20 protein-coding genes are annotated in these 26,063 nt (G+C 70.3%); 15 read left to right on the top strand and 5 right to left on the bottom strand.

Annotation, left to right across the window (positions count from 1 at the left end; genetic code table 11):
- Positions 1-25 precede the first annotated feature (25 nt).
- Entirely contained in the window at positions 26-1,180 is a 1,155-nt protein-coding gene (locus F9C41_RS33815; RefSeq protein ID WP_196280064.1) for an acyl-CoA dehydrogenase family protein, read from the top strand.
- Positions 1,181-1,327: 147 nt separating this feature from the next.
- On the opposite strand, the gene F9C41_RS33810 is transcribed toward F9C41_RS33815, so the two are convergent.
- The gene (locus tag F9C41_RS33810) at positions 1,328-4,543 is read right to left on the bottom strand and encodes a S8 family peptidase (protein ID WP_155390904.1); all 3,216 of its coding nucleotides are present in this window, start codon (positions 4,541-4,543) and stop codon (positions 1,328-1,330) included.
- Positions 4,544-4,724: 181 nt separating this feature from the next.
- Here F9C41_RS33810 and F9C41_RS33805 point away from each other — a divergent pair, with 181 nt between their 5' ends.
- Together F9C41_RS33805 and F9C41_RS33800 are read left to right on the top strand one after the other, a co-directional pair.
- Positions 4,725-5,261, top strand: a complete 537-nt coding sequence (locus F9C41_RS33805; RefSeq protein WP_155390903.1) for an RNA polymerase sigma factor — start codon at positions 4,725-4,727, stop codon at positions 5,259-5,261.
- The gene (locus F9C41_RS33800) at positions 5,254-5,949 is read left to right on the top strand and encodes a hypothetical protein (protein WP_155390902.1); all 696 of its coding nucleotides are present in this window, start codon (positions 5,254-5,256) and stop codon (positions 5,947-5,949) included. The genes F9C41_RS33805 and F9C41_RS33800 overlap by 8 nt, the downstream gene beginning before the upstream one ends.
- Positions 5,950-5,973: 24 nt before the next feature.
- Here F9C41_RS33800 and F9C41_RS33795 read toward each other — a convergent pair whose 3' ends face one another.
- On the bottom strand, positions 5,974-6,459 hold the full coding sequence (locus F9C41_RS33795; RefSeq protein WP_155390901.1) for a MarR family winged helix-turn-helix transcriptional regulator: 486 nt from the start codon (positions 6,457-6,459) through the stop codon (positions 5,974-5,976).
- Between the two features lie 109 nt (positions 6,460-6,568).
- Here F9C41_RS33795 and F9C41_RS33790 point away from each other — a divergent pair, with 109 nt between their 5' ends.
- The 3 genes from F9C41_RS33790 to F9C41_RS33780 all read left to right on the top strand — a co-directional run bounded on the left by F9C41_RS33790 (position 6,569) and on the right by F9C41_RS33780 (position 9,555).
- Positions 6,569-7,021, top strand: coding sequence for an SgcJ/EcaC family oxidoreductase (locus F9C41_RS33790; protein WP_155390900.1), 453 nt, complete (start codon positions 6,569-6,571; stop codon positions 7,019-7,021).
- 90 nt (positions 7,022-7,111) lie between these two features.
- Positions 7,112-7,609: a YflT domain-containing protein gene (locus tag F9C41_RS33785; protein WP_155390899.1), complete on the top strand. Its 498-nt coding sequence runs from the start codon at positions 7,112-7,114 to the stop codon at positions 7,607-7,609.
- A gap of 170 nt (positions 7,610-7,779) precedes the next feature.
- On the top strand, positions 7,780-9,555 hold the full coding sequence (locus tag F9C41_RS33780; protein WP_155390898.1) for a glycoside hydrolase family 35 protein: 1,776 nt from the start codon (positions 7,780-7,782) through the stop codon (positions 9,553-9,555).
- Positions 9,556-9,649: 94 nt separating this feature from the next.
- Here F9C41_RS33780 and F9C41_RS33775 read toward each other — a convergent pair whose 3' ends face one another.
- Positions 9,650-10,240 carry a Dps family protein gene (locus F9C41_RS33775; protein WP_155390897.1) on the bottom strand — a complete coding sequence of 197 codons (591 nt, stop codon included), beginning with the start codon at positions 10,238-10,240 and terminating at the stop codon, positions 9,650-9,652.
- Between the two features lie 280 nt (positions 10,241-10,520).
- On the opposite strand from F9C41_RS33775, the gene F9C41_RS33770 reads away from it, so the two are divergent.
- The 7 genes from F9C41_RS33770 (at position 10,521) to F9C41_RS33740 (ending at position 18,950) form a co-directional block, all read left to right on the top strand.
- A complete protein-coding gene (locus F9C41_RS33770; RefSeq protein ID WP_155390896.1) occupies positions 10,521-11,294 on the top strand; it encodes a VOC family protein in 774 nt (257 codons plus the stop codon).
- A gap of 53 nt (positions 11,295-11,347) precedes the next feature.
- Positions 11,348-12,385: a glycosyltransferase family 2 protein gene (locus F9C41_RS33765; RefSeq protein WP_155390895.1), complete on the top strand. Its 1,038-nt coding sequence runs from the start codon at positions 11,348-11,350 to the stop codon at positions 12,383-12,385.
- 126 nt (positions 12,386-12,511) lie between these two features.
- On the top strand, positions 12,512-13,924 hold the full coding sequence (locus F9C41_RS33760) for a glycoside hydrolase family 18 protein (protein ID WP_196280063.1): 1,413 nt from the start codon (positions 12,512-12,514) through the stop codon (positions 13,922-13,924).
- Positions 13,925-14,297: 373 nt separating this feature from the next.
- Positions 14,298-15,107, top strand: coding sequence for an SCO2525 family SAM-dependent methyltransferase (locus F9C41_RS33755; protein WP_155390893.1), 810 nt, complete (start codon positions 14,298-14,300; stop codon positions 15,105-15,107).
- Positions 15,108-15,128: 21 nt separating this feature from the next.
- Positions 15,129-17,057, top strand: a complete 1,929-nt coding sequence (locus F9C41_RS33750; protein WP_155390892.1) for an SCO2524 family protein — start codon at positions 15,129-15,131, stop codon at positions 17,055-17,057.
- 1 nt (position 17,058) lies between these two features.
- A complete protein-coding gene (locus tag F9C41_RS33745; protein WP_155390891.1) occupies positions 17,059-17,976 on the top strand; it encodes an SCO2523 family variant P-loop protein in 918 nt (305 codons plus the stop codon).
- Entirely contained in the window at positions 17,973-18,950 is a 978-nt protein-coding gene (locus F9C41_RS33740) for an SCO2522 family protein (protein WP_155390890.1), read from the top strand. The genes F9C41_RS33745 and F9C41_RS33740 overlap by 4 nt, the downstream gene beginning before the upstream one ends.
- Here F9C41_RS33740 and F9C41_RS33735 read toward each other — a convergent pair.
- Positions 18,943-19,911 carry a phosphatidylserine/phosphatidylglycerophosphate/cardiolipin synthase family protein gene (locus F9C41_RS33735; RefSeq protein ID WP_155390889.1) on the bottom strand — a complete coding sequence of 323 codons (969 nt, stop codon included), beginning with the start codon at positions 19,909-19,911 and terminating at the stop codon, positions 18,943-18,945. The genes F9C41_RS33740 and F9C41_RS33735 overlap by 8 nt on opposite strands.
- 11 nt (positions 19,912-19,922) lie before the next feature.
- Positions 19,923-20,882: an SCO2521 family protein gene (locus tag F9C41_RS33730; protein ID WP_155390888.1), complete on the bottom strand. Its 960-nt coding sequence runs from the start codon at positions 20,880-20,882 to the stop codon at positions 19,923-19,925.
- A gap of 170 nt (positions 20,883-21,052) precedes the next feature.
- Here F9C41_RS33730 and F9C41_RS33725 point away from each other — a divergent pair, with 170 nt between their 5' ends.
- Positions 21,053-22,024, top strand: a complete 972-nt coding sequence (locus tag F9C41_RS33725) for an FAD-dependent oxidoreductase (RefSeq protein WP_230690205.1) — start codon at positions 21,053-21,055, stop codon at positions 22,022-22,024.
- Between the two features lie 62 nt (positions 22,025-22,086).
- The gene (hrpA, locus tag F9C41_RS33720; RefSeq protein WP_155390887.1) at positions 22,087-26,061 is read left to right on the top strand and encodes an ATP-dependent RNA helicase HrpA; all 3,975 of its coding nucleotides are present in this window, start codon (positions 22,087-22,089) and stop codon (positions 26,059-26,061) included.
- The last annotated feature ends 2 nt before the right edge of the window (positions 26,062-26,063 follow it).

Below are 26,063 nucleotides of genomic sequence, written 5' to 3'. Positions count from 1 at the left end.
AAGGTCGGTTCAGAGGAGGTCTCGGGTGTTCGCGCTGTACCAGCTCTCCGAGGAGCACGTGGCGATCCGCGAGGCGGTGCGGGAGGTCTGCGACGCCAAGGTCGCCCCGCACGCCGCTGAAGCGGACGAAACGAGCGAGTTCCCGCAGGCCAGCTTCGATGCGCTGCGAGCCTCGGACTTCCACGCTCCGCACATCCCCGAGGAGTACGGCGGGGCCGGCGCGGACGCGCTCGCCACCGCGATCGTCATCGAGGAGGTCGCTCGCGCCTGCGCCTCGTCCTCGCTGATCCCGGCCGTGAACAAGCTGGGCACCATGCCGCTGCTGCTGGCCGGATCGGCCGAGCTCAAGCAGCGTTACCTGCCCAAGGTCGCCTCCGGCGAAGGCATGTTCTCGTACTGCCTCTCCGAGCCCGAGGCCGGCAGCGACGCGGCCGCCATGACAACTCGGGCAGTTCGTGATGAAGATCACTATATTCTCAACGGCGTGAAGCGCTGGATCACCAACGCCGGCGTCAGCGAGTACTACACCGTCTTCGCGGTCACCGAGCCCGGCGTCGGCGCCAAGGGCATCTCCGCCTTCGTGGTCGAGAAGTCCGATCCGGGCGTCAGCTTCGGCGCGCCGGAGAAGAAACTCGGCATCAAGGGCTCGCCCACCCGCGAGGTGTACCTCGACAACGTGCGCATCCCCGCCGACCGGATGATCGGCGAGCCCGGCACCGGCTTCGCCACCGCCATGCGCACCCTGGACCACACCCGGGTCACCATCGCCGCCCAGGCTGTCGGCATCGCCCAGGGCGCGCTGGACGCGGCCCTGGACTACGTCAAGGAGCGCCGCCAGTTCGGCAAGCCGATCGCGGACTTCCAGGGCGTGCAGTTCATGCTCGCCGACATGGGCATGAAGCTCACCGCCGCCCGCGAGCTGACCTACGCCGCCGCGGCCCGCTCCGAGCGCGGCGACGCCGACCTGACCTACTTCGGCGCGGCCGCCAAGTGCTTCGCCTCCGACACGGCCATGGCGATCACCACCGACGCGGTCCAGCTCCTCGGCGGCTACGGCTACACCAAGGACTTCCCGCTGGAACGCATGATGCGCGACGCCAAGATCACCCAAATCTACGAGGGCACCAACCAGGTCCAGCGCATCGTGATGGCGCGCCAGCTGCTCAAGGGCGTCATCTAGTCCGGCACGGCGACGGCGTCGGACGCGGACACGGCGCCGCAAACGCGGAAACCGCGAGGTGCAAACGCGGAAAGTACCGGCTGCGGATGCGGCCTTCGGACATGGACAGGGCCCGGCGGATTGCCGCCGGGCCCTGTCCGTTCTGGGTCAGGCGATGCGGTAGGCGCGCACGATCGTCTGCGTGACTGTGTTGCCTGCCGTGTCGGTGGCCTTCACCCGCAGGGACACGAAGCCGGGCCGCTTCGGGTGGCTGATGAAGGCAGTTCCCCAGATCACGGGCAGCCTGACCCACGTCCGGCCGTCGTCGGAGGAAGCCTCGACGCCGAGTTCCCGGCACGGCGCGGACGCCGTCGTGGTGTGTCGGTCCAGCACCACCGGGATGGCCGTGGGCCGCCCTGCCCGGGCGGAGTTGGTGTCGTCGAGCAGAGGCGTCGGCCGGGCCGTGGTCAGCGGGAACCGCTCCGGCGCGGCGGTGTGCGCCGAGGTGAAGGTCCAGGCCACCGAGACCGACGTCGACAGGGTGTCCGGCGCGCCGCGGGTGACGGTCGCCTCCAGCTTGTACGCGGCCTTCGCGGCGGGGACCGTGAACTCCGCGTACGAGCCCTCGGCCGTGCCGATCTCCTTGCCGTTGCGCGACAACCGCAGGTGGACCTGGAGGTCGTCGCGCCCGAGGGGGCGGCCGGCCGCATCGGCGAACATGGCCGGCTGGACCGTGATCACGTCACCGTCACGGCCCGCGTATCCCGTCGGCGACCAGGTCGGGGCGTCCAGCACCGTCGGCCCGAACGGCGCCGCGTTCCAGGTCTGGGTGTACGTCTTCCCCGGCTGGTAGGTCGACTCCTGGCTGGTGGAGTTCGCGCCCTCGACGAAGGTCGACGTCCAGATCAGCCCGCCGTCGGTGTTGTAGTACTCGGTGGCGCGGAACGGCAGGTCGATCGCCGTGTTCGAGCCGATCGGACCGGGGCCGCCGGGGGCTGCCGCGCGGTGGTAGCGCACCGCGGTGGCCGTGGCCGACTGGCTGCGGTAGACCGCCTGGACGGTGGCGACGTTCGCCGGGGACAGCTTCCGGGCCAGGCCCGTGAACATGTCGCCCTTGCTCACGTACGCGAGGTCGTACGTGTAGGGGCTGTTCCGGAAGGTTCCGTCCTTGCCAGGCCGGGCCAGCCCGACACCGAGCGTCACCGCGAACTCCGGTGCCGCCACGGCGGGCCCGATCCGGCCGAAGAAGACGTCCTGGAACGACACCCCACTGAGCTGGACACCCGGGTAGCGCAGGCCGTCGTCCCAGTTGGCGCTGATGTTGACGGCCATCGGGGCGGCGTCGCGCTGCGGCACGGTCAGCGCGACCGGCTTGGCGGTACGCGCGTCGAGCGCTTCGGTGATCGGCCCGCGCACGTCCAGGACCGGCTGTACGAGCAGCGTCGACACGCTGCCCTCGTGGATCGTGCTGTACAGCGCGTAGCGGCCCTTGGGCAGCCGCATCGTGCCGCCGCCCGGGGTCCCGGTCAGGGTGGTGAACTCGCCGGTGGCCAGGTTCGCCGCCACGGTCTCGTAGTCCGTGGCCGGCTTGCCGTCGCGGCCGAGGTGGGGCAGCCGTACGTCGTAGCTCTCGATCTCCTTGTCGAGCGCGAACACGGTGCGCACCCGCAGGTCGCCGGCCCCGGTGGCCGTGACCGCGCCCTGGTAGACGCCGTCGGGGGTGTCGACCCGGGTGTCGACGGTGACCGTCGCCTCGGCGCGGCCGCCGGCCGGCACGACCAGGGTGGCCGGGCTGACGGTGAGCATGCCCGCCGGGGCGTTGACGACGCCCAGAGTCAGCGTGACCGGTGCGGTGCCCGCGTTGCGGTAGCCGATGACCTGTGTGAACGGGGTGTCGTCGGGGTGCGGCCAACGCTGGACCGGGAAGTCGATCGCGCCGATCTCGGCGGCGACCGGCTGGGCGACCGCGCGGCCGATGTCGACCCGCCCCGCACCCTGCTCGTAGAGGCTGTCCTCGCCGCCGGGCTTGGTGGAGTCCATCAGCGCGGCCTTGAGCTGCGGGCCGGTCCAGTCCGGGTGCTGCCCGGCGAGGATCGCCGCCGTGCCCGCCACGTGCGGGGTGGCCATTGAGGTGCCCGCCATGGGCTGGTAGCCGCCGCCGGGGGCGGCCGCGACGATGTCGACGCCGGGCGCGCTGATGTCGGGCTTGATGTGGTTGTCGCCGAGGCGGGGACCCTTGCTGGAGAAGTACGCCCTTTGGTCGTCGGCGTCGACCGCGCCGACGGCGAGCGCCTCGTCCACGGTGGAGGGCGAGGAGATCGACTTAGGCTTGCCCTCGTTGCCCGCCGCGACGACGAACAGGGTGCCGTACCGGCGGCTCAGGTCCTGGACCGCGGTCTCCAGCGGGTCGAGTCCCGGCCGGTCGGTGTCGCCCAGGCTCACGTTGACCACCTTGGCCTGCGACGCGGCCCATTCCATACCGGCGATGACGTCGGAGTCCTGGCATTCGTTCGTGGCGCAGACCTTGCCGATGACCAGCTTCGCACCAGGCGCCACCCCGCGGTACGCGCCGTTCGAGGCGGCACCGGTGCCCGCGATGGTCGAGGCCACGTGGGTGCCGTGGCCGACGTTGTCCGTCGGGTCGTTCCCGCCGGTGAAGTCGCGGACCGCGGCGAGCTGCCCGGCGAAGTCGGGGTGGGCGGCGTCGATCCCGGTGTCCAGCACGCCGACCGTGACACCCGTACCGTCGAATCCGGCCTGCCAGGCCGACGGCGCGCCGATCTGCGGCACGCTGTGGTCCAGCGAGACGCGCCGCTTGCCGTCCAGCCAGATGCGGCTGACCCCGGCGGTCAGCGTGCGCTGCGAGGAACTACCGCGGGTCAGCGACGACCAGAGGTCCGCCCGGTCTTGCACCCCCGCCCGCACCGCGAGCACGTCGGCGGCGGGCAGGTCGGCCCGCACCCGCGCGTCGCCGCCGACGACGGCCGACCGCGCCTGCGCGGCGCTGTCCGCCGGGTACGCGACCAGCAGCGGCAGTTCGGCCGCCCGGTCGTCGTAGCCGAAACCGCCGAGCGCGGTGAGGTCGAACAGCCGCCGGTCGAGCCGCCCGTCGCGCAGCAGCGGCATCGCGTCGGCCGGGACGACGTACTGGTGGCCGTCCTCCCGGGTGCTCACGAACCGCATCGCGGACCGCCCCGGTCCGCGCTGGATGTCCAGGTGACCGGTCGCGTCCATGGACACCCGGTCCCCGGTGATCAGGGTGAAGGCGCGGGGCGTGCCGGTGGTCTTCTGCCCGGTGCCGGGTGGAGCGCTCAGGCTCCCCGTCGCCGAAGCGGTCGCGGGCTGAGCCGCGATGGCCGCAGTGACCAGCGCAGTAGCGAGCACCCCGGCTGTCAGTGCGTGTCGTTGCCGTCGTCGCACATCGTCCTCTCCGCCACCGGGTGTCTCCCGGGACGGCACGATGACGTCTGGCGCCGTCCACCGGTTGATCACCTTGGTGTGACGGCGGACACAATGCCGCCCCGTGCCGGTCGGCGGCCGGGCCGAGCCGGGTTGCATTCGCCGGGTGACCACGGGACGAGGCTTCGGTGGCACAGGCCGGACGAGTGACGCCGAGGAGTTCGACGCCTTCTACGCCGCCTGTGCGGGACGGGTCGTGGGTCACGTCTACACGCTGACCGGCAACCGCAGCGAGGCCGAGGATGCCGTCGCCGAGGCGTTCACCCGGGCCTGGCAGCGCTGGCCGGCGGTCCGTGAGGCGGACAGCCCGGAGGCGTGGGTCCGCCGGGTCGCCTCCCGGATCGCGGTGAGCGCCTGGCGCAAGGCGTTCAACCGGATCCGCGCACACCGCCGGGCTGCCGTCGACACCAGCGTGCCCGGACTCACCGAGGACCACGTCGCCCTGCTGCAGGCGTTACAGCAGTTGAGCGCCGTGGAGCGCCAAGCCGTCGTGCTGCACCACCTGAACGACATGAGCGTCGCCGACGTGGCGACCGAGATGGGCAAGCCCGTCGGGACCGTCAAGACGTACCTCGCCCGCGGCCGCAGGGCGATGGCCGGGATGCTGACCGAGGCGCACCACGAGGAGGCTCCCCATGGCTGATCTGCACGACGACCTCGCCTCGATCGCCGACGGAGCCCGCCGGGCCGCGAAGCTGCCTGCCGGTCAGGCGCTGCGCGAGCGCGGCGACCGGCGTCGGCGCCGCCGTACCGCGGTCACCGGGGCGGGACTGGTCGTGCTGGTCCTGGCTGCCGGAACCGCCCTGCTTCAGGCACGCGACGGTGCCGCAACCCCTGCCGACCAGGCAAGCACGATCCCGTCGGCCGTCGCGTCCGTGACCGGTTCGGTGGGTCCTCGGGAGATGCTCGACGGCCGGCGGCAGGTCAGGATCGTGGTGCCGAGCATGCGCGGTGCCGTGCTGGCGATCGGCCGTGACGACGACCGGGTGCGGGCCACCGCCGAGCAGGGAATCGACGACCGGTCGACCTGGGTGCTGCGGCCCGAGGGGGACCGCTTCCGGATCGTGCTGGCCGCACCGCGCGGTGCCGAACGCGTGTGCATGACCGCGGTGCACGACGCCGCGCCGGGCAGCGTGCGCGGGCGGGTGTGCGACCAGGCCGAACAGGCGCAGCTGTTCAGGATCGAGCAGGTCGCCGACGGGACCTGGTCGCTCTTCCAGGGCAGGCGTTACGTCCAAGTCGTCGACGGCCCCGACACCCTCGTCCCCGACCTCCCCGAAAACCTGACCACCACGTACCAGTTCCAGGACCGGGGCCCGGCCACCGGTTGACGATCTTCCGAGCCGCGGGCGGCCTCAGGGGCGGTCGGCCCGGCGGGCGGTGTCGGCGCGGACCTCGTGGGTGGCGGTGAGCAGGGCGTCGGCGGCGCGGGCGAAGTAGTCGAACAGCACCGCCAGCTCGTCCGGCCGGTACCCCTGGAACACCTCGCCGAGCCGCTGCCGGGCAGGCCCGACGATGCTGTCCACGTCCAGCTTCGGCACGGGCTCGACCAGCACCCGGCGGCGGTCGGTGGCGTCGGCGACCCGGCGTACGTGCCCGGCGCGTTCCAGCCGGTCGATCAGCCGGGTGGTCGCGCCCGTGGTCAGCCCGGTGCGCTCGGCCAGCTCGCCCGAGGTCAGGCGGCCGGCGAGGTTCAGCGTGCTGAGCGCGGCCCAGTCGGTCGGGTGCATGCCCGCCGCGTCGGATGCGGCTTGGGCGTGGGCGGTCATCGCGTCGAGGTAGCGCCGGAAGACCTGGTGCGCTCCCTGTGGCAGGCCGGTGGGCGGCGTGGCGTCGGCCATGGCGTGGCGGCTCCCTCTGCGCTAGTCTCTGCATACGTGCAGATATTGCATGTATGCAGTTTCTGTGTGTCCGGAGCCATGCTAGGCCCGGCCGACCAGGGAGGAACACGTGAACCACCCCGACCGCACCGCCGACCTGGTGGCGATCGAGCAGCTCCTCGCCTCGATCGCAGCAGCCTGGGAGGCCGCCGACGCCGACGCGTTCGGCCGCGCCTTCACCGCCGACGCCAGCTACGTGACCTTCGTCGGCACCGTCTACCGGGGCCGCGCCGACATCACGGAGAGCCATCGCGCGCTGTTCAAGGCGTTCACCAAGGGCACCCGGCTGGCCGGGGAGACGATCGCCACCACCTTCCTCGGCCCGGACACCGCCGTGGTCGTCGGCCGCGGCGACACCTACAAAGGACACCGCAGCCCCGCACCGACGAAGGTCCAGACCTACACGCTGGTACGCGAACCCGACGGCTGGCGGGTGGCGGCCTTCCACAACACCCGACGCCGCTCGCTGATGGAGGCGGTCCAGTTCCGCTTCGCTCCCGGCACCCGGCCCGCCGTCCGCTGACGGCGAACGTCGGGTGTGCACGGACACGGTTGGCGAGCCCGCACCGCGGGTATCCGCCCGGCAACGTCAGCCGTGATGAGGAAGGCTCCCATGACACAGACCGAATGGGCCGCGGACAGCCGCGCCGCCGGACAGGTCGTCGTCGCGACCTACGACACCTATGCCGAGGCGGAGCGGGCCGTCGACCACCTGTCCGACAACGGGTTCCCGGTCGAGCGCACCGCGATCGCCGGTCGCGGGCTCAGCCTGGTCGAGCAGGTCACCGGGCGGATGACGTCGTGGCGGGCCGCCGTGCACGGCGCGGTGAGCGGAGCCCTGCTCGGTGCGCTGTTCGCCTGGCTGTTCGGCTTCTTCAACTGGGTCACACCGCTGATCTCGCTGCTGCTGCTCATCCTGTACGGCGCGGCCTTCGGCGCGGTCGCGGGCGGGCTGTTCGGCCTCGCCGGCCACGCGCTCACCGGCGGTCGCCGCGACTTCTCCTCGGTGTCGGCGATGCAGGCCGACCACTACCAGATCCTGGTCGACGCGGCCGCCGCCGACGAGGCACTCCGACTGCTCGACGAGGGCGGCCTCGCCGGCCGGGCCTGACCGCTTCCTGCGTGCGGGGCGGATCGTGGTTTCCTACCGGGCTGGGAACCACGGACCGCCCCGCACTTTCGCGGTGCGGGTAACCGGTTACGCGACGGTGGCGGTGTCGGTGACGAAAGCACACCCGGAGGCTGGTGAAAGCGCTTTCCATTGGTCTAGACTCCGCGACCATGCCAGTCTTCACCGTCACGCCGGACGCCCTAGAGCTCGACGGCAAACCGTTCCAGGTGCTCTCCGGGGCGATCCACTACTTCCGGGTGCTGCCCGAGCAGTGGGGCGACCGGCTGCGCAAGCTGCGCGCGATGGGCCTGAACACGATCGAGACCTACGTGCCGTGGAACCTGCACGAGCCGCGGCCGGGCGAGTTCGACTTCGGCGGACGCGTCGACCTGGGGCGCTTCCTGGCCGAAGCGGCGGACGCGGGCCTGTACGCGATCGTGCGGCCGGGGCCGTACATCTGCGCGGAGTGGGACAACGGCGGCCTGCCGGCCTGGCTGCGGGCCACCGAGGAGATCCCGCTGCGCTGCTGTGACCCCCGTTTCCTGGAGCCGGTCGACCGGTTCTTCGACCAGCTCGTGCCGCATCTGGTGGAGCACCAGGTGACCCGGGGCGGCAACGTGCTGATGGTCCAGGTCGAGAACGAGTACGGCTCGTACGGCTCGGACCGGCGCTACCTGCGCCACCTGGCCGACGGACTGCGCGCCCGGGGCATCGAGGTGCCGCTGTTCACCTCCGACGGCCCGACCGACCTGATGGTCACCGGGGGCACGCTCGACGACGTCTACGCCACGGCCAACTTCGGCAGCCGCCCGGCGGAGCGGTTCGCCGAGATGGGCGCGCTGCGCCGCTGGCCGTCGTTCTGCATGGAGTACTGGAACGGCTGGTTCGACCACCACGGCAAGGACCACCACGTACGGCCCGCGGCGGAGGCGGCGGCGACGCTGGCCGAGATGGTGGACGCGGGGGCGTCGGTCAACCTCTACATGGCGCACGGCGGCACCAGTTTCGGCTTTCTGGCCGGTGCCAACGCGGTCGGCGAACACCTCGACGACGTGTACCTGCCCGACGTGACGTCCTACGACTACGACGCCCCGCTGAGCGAGCACGGTGCGCTGACGCCGAAGTACTGGGCGTTCCGCGAGGTGCTGGGGCGGGGCGTGGAGCTGCCCGACCCGCCGTCGGAGCAGCCCAGGACGCTGCCCGCCGGGCAGGTCGAGCTGACGCAGCGCCTGTCGCTGCTGGACTGCCTGGACGTGCTGTCCACCGGCACCGTGCACAGCGCCACGACGAAGACCTTCGAGGAGCTCGGCCAGGCGTACGGGCTGGCTGTCTACCGAACCAGGATCCCCGGGCCGCGAACCGGCCACCAGCTGCGCGTCAAGGGGCTGCACGATCGCGCGCTGGTGCTGGTGGACGGATCACCGGCCGGCATCCTCGACCGCAACGAGCCGAGCGGGCTGCCGGTGCCGGTCGACGGCGCCGCGGCCGACGTGACCCTCGTGGTGGAGGCGATGGGCCGGGTGAACTACGGCCCGCTGGTGGGGGAGCGCAAGGGCATCGTGGGCGGGGTCTTCCACGGCCAGCAGTTCCTGCACGGGTACGAGATCGACCCGGTGCCGCTGGACGACCTCTCGGCGCTGCCGTGGGGGCGGGCGACCGGCGCGGCCGGGCCGGTGTTCCACCGTGGCGTGCTGCGCGTCGGCGAGGTGCGCGACGCGTTCCTCGCGCTGCCCGGGTGGCACAAGGGCTACGTCTGGGTCAACGGGTTCAACCTCGGCCGGTACTGGGAGGCGGGTCCGCAGGTCACCCTCTACGTGCCGTGGCCGCTGCTGCGCGAGGGCGACAACGAGATCATCGTGCTCGAACTCGACGCCGAACCCGCCCGGCCGGTGGTCGAAGTACGCGAGCAACCCGACCTGGGAACCCCCGCCACGTACATCGCTTGATCGCTCGACTTGCCAGGCACATGAGCAGCTGTGCGGTCAAGATACGCACAGGTGCCTGGCAGGTCGAGCGACCTTGGGGCGCGCGCGGCGCGGGTCAGGACTCGACGAGCGGGGTGTCCACCAGGTGCTCGGCGAGGAACCAGGCCTGCAGCTCGCCGGTGCGGATCACGTCCGACACGAGCAGGTCGTTCGTGCCGTCGTCGCCCATCTCGTCCGCGCGCTTGGCGGCGTCGTGCGCGGCGATCAGGATGGTCTCGTGCGCCTCCAGCAGGCGGGAGATCATCGCGGGCACCTCCTCGACGCCGTCCGGCGGGCGCTTGATGACGGTGATCTCCGCGACGTGGCGGGGGTCGCCGATGGCCACGCCGCCGAGTGTCTGCACCCGCTCGGCGATGGTGTCGATGAGCGCCAGCTGCTCGCCCGCGTGCTTGTCCAGCAGCAGGTGCAGCTGGTAGAACGTCGGGCCGCGCATCAGCCAGTGGTGCTTCTTGTAGAGGCCATAGAGGATCTGCGAGTCGGCGAGGCACTGGTTCAGCCGCTCGCACGAGTACATCCGGGCGTCGTGGGACAGGCCCACCGGGAGCTGGCGTACGGTGCCGAACTCCTGGATCTGCACGCCCTTCTGGTGCAGCATGGGCTGGCTGCCGCGGGCCGCGGCGGCCTTCGCGGGCGACTTGGTGGGCATCGAGGTTCCTCTCGTTCCGGCTGCGCCGGCATAGCCGAGCGCAGGCTTGCAACCAGCAGAAATGCCGACCCGGTGGGTACGCGGCACGCCGTGGCCAGTCTTTCAGGAGCGGCCTGCGGCGGACTGCCGGTTGCGGAAGTCCGCCGCGGCTGTCTTGGTCTGTAGCCAATGCGCCGCGTGCCAAACCTGAAGATTGAACACTTCTGCGGCAGATTTGCTCTTTCAGCGGAATTTCGGTGATGCCGGAGTCTTCTCGCGCGCGCGGAGCAAGGATGTCGGCATGGCGGCAATGTATGAGCAGGGCACCCCGAGCTGGGTCGATCTGGGCAGCACGGACGTCGACGGCTCGGTGTCCTTCTACGGGCGGCTGTTCGGCTGGACCGACGAGGACCTGGGCCCGGACGCGGGCGGCTACCGGATGTTCCGCAAGGACGGCAGGCAGGTCGCCGGTCTCGGCCCCGCCACCGACGGCGGCCGGGGCAGCTCGTGGGCCACGTACTTCGCGGCGAACGACGCCGACGACATCATGGCGAAGGTCGCCGAGCACGGCGGCGCCGTCATCGTGCCGCCGATGGACGTGATGGGCCAGGGCCGGATGGCGGTCTTCACCGACCCCGAGGGCGCGTTCTTCTCGGCGTGGCAGCCGCTGGCGTTCTCCGGGTTCGAGCTGGCGAACGAGCCGGGCAGCGTCACCTGGAACGAGTTGATGACCTCCGACATCGACGCCGCCAAGGTCTTCTACCAGGAGGTCTTCGGGGTCAGCATGCGTGACGTGTCCATGGCGGAGGGTTTGACCTACACCCTGCTGGAGGCCGAGGGCCGGGCGGTGGCGGGTGCCATGCCGATCGACGCCGCGTGGGGCCCGATGCCGTCGCACTGGTCGGTGTACTTCGCGGTGGACGACTGCGACGCGGTCTACGCCAAGGCACTGGAGCTGGGCGCGACCAAGGTCATGCCACCGGAGGACTCGCCCGCCGGACGGTTCGCCATCCTGAAGGACCCGCAGGGCGCGACCTTCTCGGTGATCAAGAACAACCCCGACTTCTCCATCTGAGACAGCCCGGCGCGAACGGAGGCGTTGCGCACTTCGGTGGTTATCGTTTCGCCATGGCCGTGCCGAGACTGTCCGTCGTCATCCCCATGTACAACGAGGAGGCGGTCCTGCCCCTGCTCGTGAGCCGGCTGCGCCCGGTCCTCGACGGGCTCGGCCGGACCTACGAGGTGGTCGCCGTCGACGACGGCAGCCGCGACGCCACCGCCGCGATGGTGACCCTGATGCGGGCGAAGTGGCCCGAGCTGAGGCTGATCCGGCTGCGCCGCAACAGCGGGCACCAGGCCGCGATCACCGCGGGCCTGCACCGCTCGCGCGGCGACCACGTGGTCACCCTCGACGCCGACCTGCAGGACCCGCCCGAGGCCATCGCCGAGATGCTGGGCCTGGCCGAGGCGCAGAGCCTCGACATCGTCTACGGCGTACGCGGCGACCGGGCCAGCGACACCGCCTTCAAGCGGGGCACGGCCGACCTCTACTACCGGCTGATGCGCCACATCGTCGGCAACCGGATGCCCTCGGGCGCCGGTGACTTCCGGCTGCTCAGCCGGGCCATGGTGGACGCGTTGTGCAGCCTGCCCGAGCAGGCGCCCGTCTACCGCCTGCTGGTGCCGTGGCTGGGCTTCCCCAGCGGGCAGGTCGTCTACACCCGGGAGAAGCGGGCCGCGGGGACCAGCAAGTACCCGCTCGCCAAGATGATCAACCTGACGGTCGACAGCATCGTCAGCTTCACGGCGGCCCCGTTGCGGCTGGGCATCTGGTTGGGCGGGCTCGGCGCCCTTGCCTGCGCCGTCGCCGCCGTGAAGGTGCTCGTGGCGTACGCCCAGGGCGCCGTGGTGCCGGGCTGGACCTCGCTCTCGCTGGTGGTCCTGTTCCTCGGCGCCGCCCAGCTCATCTGCCTGGGACTGCTGGGGGAGTACGTGGGCCGGATCTACCGGGGCATCCAGGCCCGGCCGGGCTATTTCGTGGGCGAGGACTCGCTCGCCGAGGATCGGCGCGCCGACGGCAGGCCGGAGCCCGACTTCCACGACGAGCCGGTGCGCCCCCGCCGGGCGGCGGTATCCGCCGACGCACACCTCCGCCGGCCCGGCTGATCCGCCCCGGTCGCTGCAGGCGGCGCCGGATTCCGTTGGGACACTTAGGAAATCTAACTGTTAGGTCTCTTGACTGAAGTGCCGCTCCCGCGTGAAGGTTCGCATGGACGAACGATGGGAGTGCATATGCTCAGAACACTGCTCCGCCCGGGCATCGCCGGGGCGGTCGCCCTGGCCCTGGGCGCCGGCTTCCTGGCAGCTCCGGCCACCGCGGCCGGCGGCGCCCCCAAGCCGGACGCGCCGAAGAAGGTGATCTCCGCCTACTTCACCAACTGGTCCGTCTACGGGCGGGGTTACTTCGTCAAGGACATCCCCGCCGACAAGCTGAACGTCATCCAGTACGCCTTCGGCGTGCCGACGTTCAACCAGGCCACCGGCGCGGTCGGCTGCGACGTGCTCGACCCGTGGGCCGACTACCAGCAGGTCTACTGGGGTCCGGAGAACACCGTGGACGGTGTCGCCGACACGTACCCCGGCCAGAACGTCTACGGCAACTTCAACCAGCTGCGCAAGCTCAAGGCGGCCAACCCGCACCTGAAGATCGAGATCTCGCTCGGCGGCTGGACGAAGTCGACCTGGTTCTCCAGCGTCGCGAAGACCCCGGAGCGCCGCCAGGCGTTCGTGGCGGCCTGCATCGACACCTTCATCAAGGGCAACCTGCCGACCGGCGGCTGGCCCGAGGACGCAGGCGGCATCGGCGTCGCGAAGGGCATCTTCGACGGCATCGACCTGGACTGGGAGTACCCGACGGCCAAGGCCGACAGCAACGTCGACTACGGCCCGGAGGACCGGCACAACGCGACGCTGCTGGCCCAGGAGTTCCGCCGCCAGCTCGACGTGCAGGGCCGCCTCGACGGCAAGCACTACCTGCTGACCGCAGCGCTGCCCGCGGCGAAGAGCTCCACCAAGTACTACGAGCTGCGCGAGTTCTCGAAGTCGATGGACTGGGTCAACATCATGACCTACGACTTCAACGTGCCCGGCGGTTCCGTGGCGGGCCCGAGCACGCTGTTCACCGGCGACCCGCGCGACCCCGAGGCCGACGACTGGACCTGGAACACCGTCGGCACGGTGGGCTACTACCTCGCCCAGGGGGTGCCCGCCAGCAAGATCGTCGTCGGCGTGCCCTTCTACGGCGTGCAGTACATCCGCAACCCCAACGGGCTGTACAAGGCGTTCGACAACACCGGCATGAATCCCGACTCACTGATCTGGGACTCCAAGCCGCAGCCGTCGTACCACGACCTGGTGGACGTGTCGGGCGCGCTGACCCCCGCCGGGGCCGGCGCCAACGGGTGGACCCGCAAGTGGAACGTGTTCGCCGGTGAGCCTTACCTGTGGAACCCGGCGGCGGAGCACGTGCTCACCACCGGCACCGTCACCGCGCCGACCACGATCGTCTACACCGATCCGAAGTCGCTCGCCGAGCGCACCGCGCTGATCAAGCTGCTCGGCCTGCGCGGCGCGATGGCGTGGGAACTCAGCCAGGACTCCGACGACAACGCGCTCATCGGCGCGCTGGGCCCGGTCCTGAACTAGCTCCGCCCTGTGGCCGGCGGATCCGTGGCAACGGATCCGCCGGCCACGACGTCGGTCGTCCCGGCTTCGGTGAAGGCGAACGGTGTTCGCGGCGATCGGGAACCCCCGATCGTCTCTGGTGTGCCACCGGGTCGAGTGAATCTCGCTACCACAGCGGGTCTACCTCGTTGAACTCTTCGTTCGGTGTGGTGCGGATTCATGCATTTCGTGCTTATGACCCATTGACACAGCCAACTCGGTTGCTGTCTGCTCAGGCGGGTCCGTGGAGCCGGGGCGCTACCGTCAGCCTCGACGTTCGTTGACATGGATCTGCCGGGCGGGAACTGTGGCCATCCTGCTCCCTTCCGTCTGTGGCCACAGAGCGAAGGGCACGATGAAGCATCCGGCGGGGGCCTTGACGACGGCCCGTTCCTCCGGCCATGCGGCCACCGCCGGGCGTCGCACGGGCAAGCGGCGATACAACGCCGACTTCGACTGGGACCAGTTCAATTCCGACTGGTACCGCGCCCACAACTACCTGAGCCTGCGCGACGACGACACCGCGATAATGACCGCCGTGGGCGAGTTCTTCCAGGCGCGGCTGAAGCCGCCCGCGGTCCCGCTGCGCGGCCTGGACGTCGGCAGCGGCGCGAACCTCTACCCGGCGATGTCCATGCTTCCGCACTGCAAACAGATCGACCTGCGCGAGTTCTCCCGCTCCAACGTGCGCTGGCTCAGTGACCAGCTGGAGCACTACGACCCGCATTGGGACGACTTCTGGAACGTCTATCGGCAGGTCCCGGCATATCGGAGTCTGGCCAATCCGCGGGAGGCGATGCGCAAGGCCGCGCGGGTGGAGCGTATGAGCATCTTCGACCTGCCGGAACGCGAATGGGACATGGGCACCATGTTCTTCGTCGCCGAATCGCTCACGTACGATCCGCGCGAGTTCTGGCGGGCGGTCGGCTGCTTCGTCCGCGCGCTCAAGCCCGGGGCGCCATTCGCCGCCGCATTCATGGCCGATTCGCAGGGCTATAAAGTGGACAAGACCCAGTTTCCGGCCGTTGCCGTCGGCATCGCCGACGTGGAAGACTGTCTATCGGTGGTGGCGGAGGTCGTCGGCATCGACATGGTGGAGACGAAGAGACCGTTGCGCCGTGGCTACGGCGGCATGATCCTCGCGACGGGAGTCGCTCTCAGCTGACGGAACGGCGGACGGGCAGCCATGAAGATCCAACCGCGTCAACAGTTGCTGGAGATCTGGCGTGCCGCGGCTCGCAGCTCCTACGTCGAGGGCCAGTGGGTGTGGGGCGGCGACGGCCGCTGGGATTCGATCAAAGATGCCGAGCAGCTCCTGTGCATCATGTTGCCCGCGACGGAGATCCCCCGGTTTCGGCTCGACCAGCCCGACCTGACCGAGGACGACGTGGCCGCGGCGCTGGCGCCCTTCGGCAACAAGCTGCGGATTCCACAGGTGCTGGTCAAGGCGCTCAGCGACTACCACCGCCGCTATTCGCAGGACGGCGGCCGGCCGATCTTCCCCGGCGGCTCGTACCTGGCAGCCCGCGATCAGGCCGAGGTGCTGACCGAGGACGAGCTCTCCCTGGACGTCGTCGAATCCTTCGCCCTGTCCATCACCCTCACCCTGGCGACGCTGGGTTTCGTCGGGGTGTACCGCAACGCTCTCGCCCCGGGCACCTACCAGCAGCACCAACTCGACGAGCTGGACGAGCTCGTGCGGCTGGCCAAGAAGCGGCTCACCGAGGCGATGGTGGGACTGCTGCGCAGCTTCACGGTCTTCACGTACGAGGCCGCGGGCCCGCACGGCCAGCACCTGATCCGCACGATCAACCAGTCGAACCTCTCCGACAACCGGCTGGTCACCGACCTCCGTGAGGCGCTTCGCCCGACCATCGCGGGTCTGCGCGACCTGACCGTGGGCATCGAGGAGCTCAACGATCTCGAGTCGCCGGACCGGTTGTTCGAGTGCGGCTGGTCCTGGGGCGTCATCCCCGGCGCGCCGCAGGTCGACTTCGTCGAGAGCTCCGGCACCCAACGCGCCGGTTACGCCTACGACGCGCCGTACCTCTACTTCACCGTGCAGGCGCTCGACGGCATCGCCGACCTGTTCTCCGCGCGCACCCGCCTGCTGCGCCTGCTCGACGACGAGCAGCTGCGGCTGGCGGCGGCGTTGCAGCTGCGCTGGGAACTGACCCAGAACTACTGGTCGGTCATCGCCGGCTTCGGCGCCGGCCGCTGGCCGCTGGAGGACCTGCCCTGGCGCACCACGGACGGCGCCGAGTCGGACTACTTCAGCCTCCTGGTGACCTCGATCGCCACCCGAGGCCTGCTCGAGGACCGCGACAGCGACGCCGACCTCAGCCGCCTGGGCCGCGTCCTCTCCGAGCTCGCCAACCGCGCCCGGATCACCCGCCGCCCCATCGCCGCCGACACGGCGCTCGCGATGCACCATCCGGGTGTCGCCATCGCGCTCGACCGGGAGCCGGAGAAGAAGTCGGAGACGGAGCAGGCGAGCGGTTCGGTCGGAGCATCGGCCACCGAGGCCGAGGTGCCCGAGCTGAACTGGGTCGCGGCAGACTTCGCGCCGCTGCTGCTCAAACGGACCATCCGCATCGCCCGCAACCTCACCAGCGTGCAGCTGCGCGGACAGCTCCTGTCGCTGGCCGACGAGATCTGGGATCACCTGCTCAAACGCCGTATCCAGGTGGGCCGCAACCGCGGTCTGTGGGACCAGCCCGCGGGCGCGTTCGACCCGGCCGCGGCCAGTGTGCTCACCACCGCGGAGGCGGATGCCGGACGGCTGAGCTGGCACCACACGGTGCGGGTGGTGGAAAGCCTGGTGTTCGCGGCGGATCTGGCCCGCACCGATCCGCTGAGCAGCGCAGAGCTGGACGTGCTGGCGGGGGAGCTGCTGGCCGAGGCCGAGCACCTGTTCGACAAGCAGCAGCTCGTCGGATCCACCGAGAGCGGCGCCAACATGCGCAACGCGATGCAGGCGCTGCGCACCCGGCTGCGGCACGCCCGCGAGATCGTCGGAGAGCGGCCCGGCACCACCGTCGCCCTCGTCCTGGACGTGCTGCGGGAACTCGACAGCCTGGCGGAGGCGCGGCGCGACGTGACGGGGGCGTCCTGACATGCTCGTGTTCGCGACCTCCGACAAGGGAGGCACCGGCAGGTCCGTGACCAGCAGCAACCTCATCTACCGCAGGTCGCTGCAGGGCAGCGACGTCTGCTACCTCGACTTCGATTTCGGCTCGCCCACGGCGGGAGCCATCTTCGCCATCGCCGACCTGGCGCGCGGCACCCGGGCCAACGGGCTCCACTCCTACCTGCGGGAGAAGGTGCCGTGGCCGATGCGGGTGGATGTCTGGGGCGAGTCGGACCGGCTCAGCCTGCGCGGGCGTCCGGACGGCGCGGGGCAGCTCTGCCTGATCCCGGGGGACAGCGGCGGTGCCGAGTTCGCCGCCGACCCGGCGATCGTGGAACGCTGCGTCCAGCTGATGCTGCGCATGGAGGAGGAGTTCGACCTGACCCTGGTGGACCTGAGCTCCGGCCGGTCGTACGCCACCGACATCGTGCTCGCCGCGCTCGCGGCTCCGCAGCTGCGCGGGGTCACCGCCCGCTGGCTGGTGTTCCACCGGTGGACGCGCCAGCACATCATCGCCGCTTCCGGGCTGGTCTACGGCCAGCGGGGGATCATCGAGATGGGAGCCGCCCGCGGGCACGACCCGGAGCGGTTGCGGCGGGCGATCCGGTTCGTGCGCACCGCGGTGCTCGATCCGGGTTCGGAGCAGCTGTCCGGTCTGCGCCCGGCGCAGATGGAGTGGTTCGAGGCGTACAACGGGGAACTGCAGCGGCTGGCGGGGGCCGAACGGCTGGGCCAGGCGGTCACGCTGGGCTCGGTGCCGCTGGAACCGGTGCTCCAGCTGCGCGAACAGCTCATCTCCGACGCCGACACGGTGACCAAGCAGATCGCCAACATGGCCACGGTGGAGGCGTTCGACAGCATCGCGAAACGCCTCACCGAGGACGCTGTCTGGGAGGGCGCGTGACCGACCTGGAGATCGTGTTCCAGGAGAGCGCGGCCACGGCAAAGCTCGACGAGGTTCCGCTGTCGCACCTGTCCGTCGAACTCGGACACCTGTACATGGAGGACTTCAAGGCGGGTTACGGCCGGCTGGTGGAGCTGTTCACCAGGGTCAGACCGTGGGCGCACCTGGCCGGCGAGGTGTGCCGCACGGTCTGGGGCGACAAGGCACGGATCAGCACCTGCTTTCTGGTGGACGACTACTTCTCGCCGTTCGGCTCGCCCGCCGACCTGGTGCCGATGCTCCAGCGGGCGGCGGCGGAAGCGGATCTGGTCATCGATTACCTGGCGAGGGAGTCGGCCTGCGCGACCGCGGACGGTGTCGAGCCGGCCCGGCTGGTCGAGGGGCGGCTGGTGGCCGAACCGCCGCGGCACGCGAACGGCAGCCGTCCGCCCGTCACCGAGACCGGCTGGCTCAGCAACGGCGAGCGGTCGCCGCACTCGGTCGCCGCTGAGGCCATGGAGGCGGTCGAGCCCTGGCGGCCGCCGCGCCAGAACCTGGTGCACCAGCATTCGATCTTCATGGATGTAGAGCTGTGGGACGAGCCGCGCAGCGGGCGGCGCTGGTCGTGCCCGATGCTGGCGGCCGTGTGGCAGCTGCTGCGGCTCGGTCTGCTGCGACACGAGGGACGGGCGGTGGCGGTCCCTCGGGACCCGGCCGGCCAACTCCCGGCCACCTGGCGCGAGTTGGCGCCGGTGACCAGGTTGCGGCCGGGCGCCCGCCCGTTCTTCGCGTACCGGACGTTCTCCGTGCTCGGCACCCGCTTCCTGCCGGTGGAGGGGGCGGTGCGGACCATCCTGGGCCAGGTGTCGGTCGATCCCGCGGTCAACGACCTGGTGCTCGCCCGCGCCGCCGACGAGGGCGGGACACTGTCCGCGGACATCCTCGACCGCATCGACTACACGTTCGTCAACGGAGCCACCGCACCGCTCAGGTGAGCGGCGCGGCGACCTTCCACAGGTCGTTGAAGCGGTCGACGTTGCGCTGCACCTTCACCGGATTGGTGACGAGCTGCGTGCTCGCGATCGTGGCCCGGTTGAGGTCGGTGACCGGCGCGGACGGCGACGTCTGGTAGCTCACCACGCCGTCGAAGACGATGAAGTCGCCGAACGGCGGGATGAACTGGCGGGGGAACCGCGTCGGATCCAGTGCCCGGACCTCGATCTCGATGTCGTGGTGCATGCCGATCACCCGACGGAAGTTCTCGTCCTCGACCAGTTCGGCCCGGTCGAGGATGAAGATCCGGCGCACCCGGACGTTGCGCCGGATGGCGTCGCGCTGCGCCTCCAGGTAGCGCTGTCCGAGATCGCTCTGCCACAGACTGCCGTCGAAGTAGTCCTGCCCGCCGACGTCCAGGGTGGTGCTGATCGCGTCCAGGCTGTGGTTGACGTGTTTGGTGAGGCCGAGCAGCCAGTCGCGGTCTTCGCCGTCGTAGGTGAGGTCGCCCGAGTCGCCGAGGGTCTTCAGCATCTCCGACAACCGCTGGATCTCCGCCTGGGCGAGATCGAAGACGAGCTGCGGGCTGGGTTTGATCCGCACCGAGTTGCCCACCAGCTGGGTGATCGCATCGGTCTGCATGGCCGATGCTTCGACCAGGCTGAACAGGTGTGTCGCTTCGCTGATCCGCTGGAAGCCTTCGTTGATCCGCGATTCGTTCTCCGCCGAGTGCCGGGACAGCTGCTCCTCCATCTTGTCGAGCCGCCGTTCGACGTCGTAGAGGAACTGGACCACGAAGGTGACGCCGGCGACGAAGAGCGACGCGCCGAAGCCGACCAGGACGTCGGGATGCGTGCCCAGCGCCTCGAACAGATAGGTCGCCAGGAAGGTGATGCCGAAGGCGACGAGGCTGACCAGCACCTTCATGGGCGTACGGTTGGCGCGGTCGTTCTGATTGGCCATGACTCCCCCTGTCACGAGCGGTGACCGGATGCCTCGATCACGGCCAGTGCCAACTGGTCGCGCACGCGGTCGACGTTGGTCTGCCACTGCCGGGTCAGGCCCGGCCGCTGTTCGAGGCCGCGCCAGACGGGCGCGAGCGCCGCGTCGACGCGGGCGGCGGGCATCCACAGGTGCAACAGGTAGTCGAGTGCCGGCGCGAGCCGTTCGACCACCTGACGGCGTCCCGCCCTGCCGGCGGGAGCTCGGCTGACCAGCGACAACAATGTCGTTAGCAGCCAGTCGTGCAAAGCGATGTCCTCGCAGAGGACCGCGGCCGCCTCGGCGTCGGCGACGACCCGGGGCAGCCGGACGGTGCGGTGGCGGTCGTCGACGAGCCGGAACTCGAACGCCCCGCCTTCGGACGCCGACCAGCGCAGTCCGGTGCGGGCCGACTTGAACGGCGCCGCGCGGTCGATGTCCCGGGATGCCTGGACCGTGTCGATGGTGCGGTTGCCGATGGCGCCGAGGTCGAGCAGGCCGGTTTGCGGTTCGGTGCTGTGCAGGTGCCCGCCGGCGACGTCCAGGCCGCCGGACTTGCCGATCAGTTCCAGCACGCCGGGCCGTGCCAGGTAGTGCGACCACGGCATACGGCGGCGCTCACCGTCCGCGACGACCCGGGCGTATGCGGAGCCCTGCAGCACGTGGCCGCCGGTGAGCACGGCCCGGGACGTCACCGTGCCGACGGCGCGCACCGGGGCGAGCCGGGTCCGCCGGCCCGTTCCGACGGCCGCCGGCAGGTCGCAGTCGACGCCGGTCAGCTGTGCCGGGGACACGGCATAGGCGATGGGCCGCTCCGATCGGCGCACCCGTTCGCCCGAGGTGAGGGCGAGCAGGCTGGCGCCGGTGGTGGCGGACACGGCGCTGGAGTGCTGCAGCAGTGCGGTGTGCACCTCACCGATGACGACCTCAGCCGCCTGCCTGGTGGTCGTCAAGCAACGCTCCCGCCCGTGGTGAAGATGATCGATTGATTGCACTCCATGAGGGTGTGGCGTGACAAGACGTCCAAGGGTCACAATAGACCGAACGTTCGAGCTCAGCCACGGAGCGTGATCGAGGTGGCGGGCCGGTCCTTACATTTCTCCATGTAAGTTAATCTAATCGAATGGTGGCTTCTTCGCGGCAGGAGGCAGTCGTCATCGGGGCGGGCGTATCCGGTCTCACCACGGCCATTCGGCTCGCCGAGACCGGCGTCCGAGTCCAGGTGATCGCCGGGCGGCCGCCGTCACGGACCACCTCCGCTCTCGCCGGTGCGAGCTGGGGCCCGTACATGGTCGATGACGAGCGGGTGACGGGTTGGAGCGCGACGACCCTGGGTGAATTCGCGCGCATCGCGCACGGCGATGCCTCCGGGGTGCGGTTCGTACGGGGCATGGAGGCGTCGGTCGAGCCGGCGGAGCCGCCCGCGTGGGCGACTGCTCTTAGTGACTATCGGCTTTGCGACAGTACGGAGCTGCCCGCCGGGTTCGTCGTCGGCTGGTGGCACACCATCCCTCTCATCGACATGCCCGTCTACCTGCGATACCTGACCGCGAGGCTGGCGAAGGCGGGGGTCCGCGTGACCGAACTGCCCCGTCCGCTGCGCAGCTTCGCGGAAGTGTCGCTGCCCGGCGTGTTGATCAACTGCACCGGGCTGGGGGCGCGTGACCTGACCAAGGACCCGGACCTGCAGGCCACCCGGGGCCAGCTGGTGGTGGTGGACAACCCCGGGGTGGACTGGTTCTTCCAGGATTCGGCCGAGCACGGTGACCTCACCTACTTCCTGCCACACGGTGATCATGTGGTGATGGGGGGCATCGCCGTCGACCACGACGACGCGAAGGACACCCTTGACCCCGACTCTGCCGTCGAGAAGGGGATCCGAGAGCGCTGTGAGGTGATCGAGCCGAGGCTCGCGGGTGCCACGGTCCGGGCGCGGCGGGTGGGTCTGCGGCCCAACCGCGCCTCCGGGGTGCGGGTCGAGGTGGACCGGTCCGGGGAACGCACCGTGATCCACAACTACGGGCACTCCGGGTGCGGGGTGACGCTGTCCTGGGGGTGTGCCGACGAGGTGGTCGCGCTGCTCGCCGGGCTGTGACCGGCTCCGAGTGAAAACCGCTGGTCGGCAGGGGAGGTCGGCGGCATATCCTGGGGCCCGTCATGACATCGCAGTCCGAGCCCGCGCCGCTCCGCAACAGGCCGCCCCGCAACCCCAGCCAGCTCGCTGAGCTGCGTAAACGCGTCGACGAGCTGACGGCGCAGGATCGCCGTAGGCTCGGCAGGCGCCTCGACGGCGTACGCCGGACCAAGCCCGGACCGGCGCTGGACGCCACCGTGGCGCAGATCACTGCCGCCGTCGCCACCGCCGAGGAGAAGCTCGCGCTGCGGGTCGCCGGGGTGCCCGCGGTCACCTATCCGGCCGAACTGCCGGTCAGCCAGAAGCGCGACGACATCGCCGACGCGATCCGCGACCACCAGGTCGTGATCGTCGCGGGCGAGACCGGCTCCGGCAAGACCACCCAGATCCCCAAGATCTGCCTTGAGCTGGGCCGCGGCGTACGCGGGCTGATCGGCCATACCCAGCCGCGCCGGCTGGCCGCCCGTACGGTCGCCGAGCGCATCGCCGAGGAGCTGGACACCCCGCTCGGCGGCGTCGTCGGCTGGAAGGTGCGGTTCACCGACCACGTCGGCGACCAGACCATGATCAAGTTGATGACCGACGGCATCCTGCTGGCCGAGATCCAGCACGACCGGATGCTCTCGATGTACGACACGCTGATCATCGACGAGGCGCACGAGCGCAGCCTCAACATCGACTTCATCCTCGGCTACCTCAGGCAGCTGCTCCCGAAGCGTCCCGACCTCAAGGTGATCATCACCTCGGCGACCATCGACCCGGAGCGCTTCGCGGCGCACTTCTCGACGGCCGTCGTCGGCGGCGATCCCAAGCCCGCCCCGATCGTCGAGGTGTCCGGCCGGACGTACCCGGTCGAGGTGCGCTACCGGCCGCTCGTCGTCGAGGGCGACGAGGAGGACGGCGACGAGGAGCGCGACCAGATCCAGGCCATCTCCGACGCGGTCGACGAGCTGGCCAACGAGGCCCCCGGCGACGTGCTGGTGTTCCTCAGCGGCGAGCGGGAGATCCGCGACACCGCCGAGGCGCTGCGCAAGCGCAACCTGCGGCACACCGAGATCCTGCCGCTGTACGCCCGGCTGTCCACCGCCGAGCAGCACAAGGTCTTCCAGCAGCACACCGGGCGGCGCATCGTGCTCGCCACCAACGTCGCCGAGACGTCGCTGACCGTGCCGGGCATCAAGTACGTGGTCGACCCGGGCACCGCCCGCATCTCCCGCTACAGCCACCGGCTGAAGGTGCAGCGGCTGCCCATCGAGGCGGTCTCGCAGGCCTCGGCCAACCAGCGCAAGGGCCGCTGCGGGCGCCTCTCCGACGGCATCGCGATCCGGCTCTACGAGGAGGCGGACTTCCTCGGCCGGCCGGAGTTCACCGAGCCGGAGATCCTGCGTACCAACCTGGCCTCGGTCATCCTGCAGATGATCTCGCTAGGCCTGGGCGACATCGCCGCGTTCCCGTTCATCGACCCGCCGGACCGCCGCAACATCGCCGACGGCCTGGACCTGCTGCACGAGCTGGGTGCGCTGGAGGCCCCAGTGCGCGGCGAGCCCGGCAAGCTCACCCCGCTCGGCCGCAAGCTGGCCCAGCTGCCGGTCGACCCGCGCCTGGGCCGCATGGTCCTCGAAGCAGACCGCAACGGCTGCCTGCGTGAGGTGCTGATCATCACGGCCGCGCTGTCCATCCAGGACCCGCGGGAACGTCCCGCCGACAAGCAGCAGGCCGCGGGGGAGAAGCACGCCCGCTTCGCGGACAAGGACTCCGACTTCGTCGCGTTCCTCAACCTGTGGAACTGGATCAAGGAGCAGCAGCAGGAGCTGTCCTCGAACCAGTTCCGGCGCACCTGCAAGACCGACTTCCTGCACTACCTGCGCATCCGGGAGTGGCAGGACCTGGAGTCCCAGCTGCGCCAGGTGGTCAAGGGCATGGGCTTCACGCTCAACACCGTGCCGGCCGACCCGCAGCGGATGCACCAGTCGCTGCTGTCGGGCCTGCTGTCGCACATCGGCATGCACGACCCCGAGAAGCGCGACTTCATCGGCGCCCGCAACGCGCGGTTCTCGCTGTTCCCCGGCTCGTCGCTGTTCAAGAAGTCGCCCAAGTGGGTCATGGCGGCCGAGCTGGTCGAGACGTCGCGGCTGTGGGGCCGCATCGCCGCGAAGATCGAACCTGAGTGGGCCGAGAGCCTGGCCGAACACCTGGTCAAGCGGCAGTACAGCGAACCGCACTGGGAGAAGAAGCAGGCCGCGGTTTTGGCGTACGAGAAGGTGACGCTCTACGGCATCCCGATCGTCGCCAAACGCAAGGTCAACTTCGGCCGGATCGACCCGGTGTTGTCCCGGGAGCTGTTCATCCGGCACGCCCTGGTCGACGGCGATTGGGAGACCCACCACGAGTTCTTCCACGCCAACCGCGACCTGCTGGCCGAGGTGGAAGAGCTGGAGCATCGGGTACGCCGCCGCGACATCCTCGTCGACGACGGCACCCTGTTCGACTTCTACGACGAGCGCCTGCCCGCCGACATCGTCTCCGGCCGTCACTTCGACAGCTGGTGGAAGAAAGCCCGCCACGAAACCCCCGACCTGCTCAGCTTCGAGAAGTCGATGCTGGTCAACGAGGCCGCGGGCGGTGTCGACGAGGACGACTACCCCGACGTGTGGCAGCAGGGCGAGTTCGAGCTGCCGCTGACCTACCAGTTCGAGCCGGGCGCCAACGCCGACGGCGTGACCGTGCACGTCCCGCTGCCGCTGCTCAACCAGATCACCCCGGCCGGGTTCGACTGGCAGATCCCCGGCGTACGCGAGGAACTGGCCGTGGCGCTGGTGCGCTCGCTGCCCAAGTCGATCCGGCGCAACTTCGTGCCGGTGCCCGACTACGTGAAGGAGGCGCTCGCCGGGCAGAAGCCCGACGGGCAGCCGCTGCTCGCGCTGCTGGAACGGCAGCTGCGCGCGATGACCGGTGTGGTGGTGGCCCGGGAGGCCTGGGAGCCGGACAAGGTGCCCGACCACCTGCGGATGACCTTCCGGGTCGAGGACGAGCAGGGCAAGACCCTCGCCGAGGGCAAGGACCTGGCCGAGCTCAAGCGACGGCTGCGGGACAAGGCACAGGCCGCCGTCGCCGCGGCGGCCGACGACATGGAGCAGCACGGGCTGCGCGCCTGGACCATCGGCCCGCTCGCGAAGGTCGTCGAGCGGCAGCGCGGTGGCTACGCCGTGAAGGGTTATCCGGCCCTGGTCGACGAGGGCGACAGCGTGGGCGTCGGCGTCTTCGACAGCCCCGGCGAGCAGTGGAACGCGATGTGGCGCGGCACCCGGCGGCTGGTGCTGCTGTGCGCGCCGCCACCGCTGAAGTCGCTCCAGGGACGGCTGTCCAACCAGGCGAAATTGGCGCTGAGCCGCAACCCGCACGGCAGCGTCGGCAAGCTGCTGGAGGACGTGGTCACCACCGCCGTCGACAAGGTGATCATCGAGGCGGGCGGCCCGGCCTGGGACGCCGACGCGTTCGCCGCCCTGGTCGCGAAGGCACGGGCGGACATGCCCGACACGATGTACGAGATCCTGCAGCAGCTGGACCCGATCCTGTCGCTCACCTACGACATCGACCGGCAGCTCAAGTCGATCACCAACGTGCTGCTGGTGCGTTCGGTGGCCGACATCCGGGCCCAGCTCACCCGGCTGGTCTACCCCGGGTTCGTGGCCGCGACCGGGCTGCGCAGGCTGCCCGACCTCGTGCGCTACCTGCGCGCCGTCGAGCAGCGGCTGGCGAAGCTGCCCGAGTCGCCGCAGCGCGACCGGGAGAGGCTGCTGCTGATCGAGGATGTCCAGCAGGAGTACGCGGATGCCCGCGCCGCGGTCCGGCCCGGCGCGCCCGGCTGGGACACCCTGGCCGAGGTCCGCTGGATGATCGAGGAGCTGCGGGTCAGCTACTTCGCCCAGTCGCTGGGCACGCCGTACCCGGTCTCCGACAAGCGCATCTACCGCGCCCTGGCGAGCCTGCCCGCCTGACG

Source organism: Catellatospora paridis (assembly GCF_009720365.1).
Taxonomy (GTDB): domain Bacteria; phylum Actinomycetota; class Actinomycetes; order Mycobacteriales; family Micromonosporaceae; genus Catellatospora; species Catellatospora paridis.
This window is presented reverse-complemented; position numbering and strand designations above follow the sequence as displayed.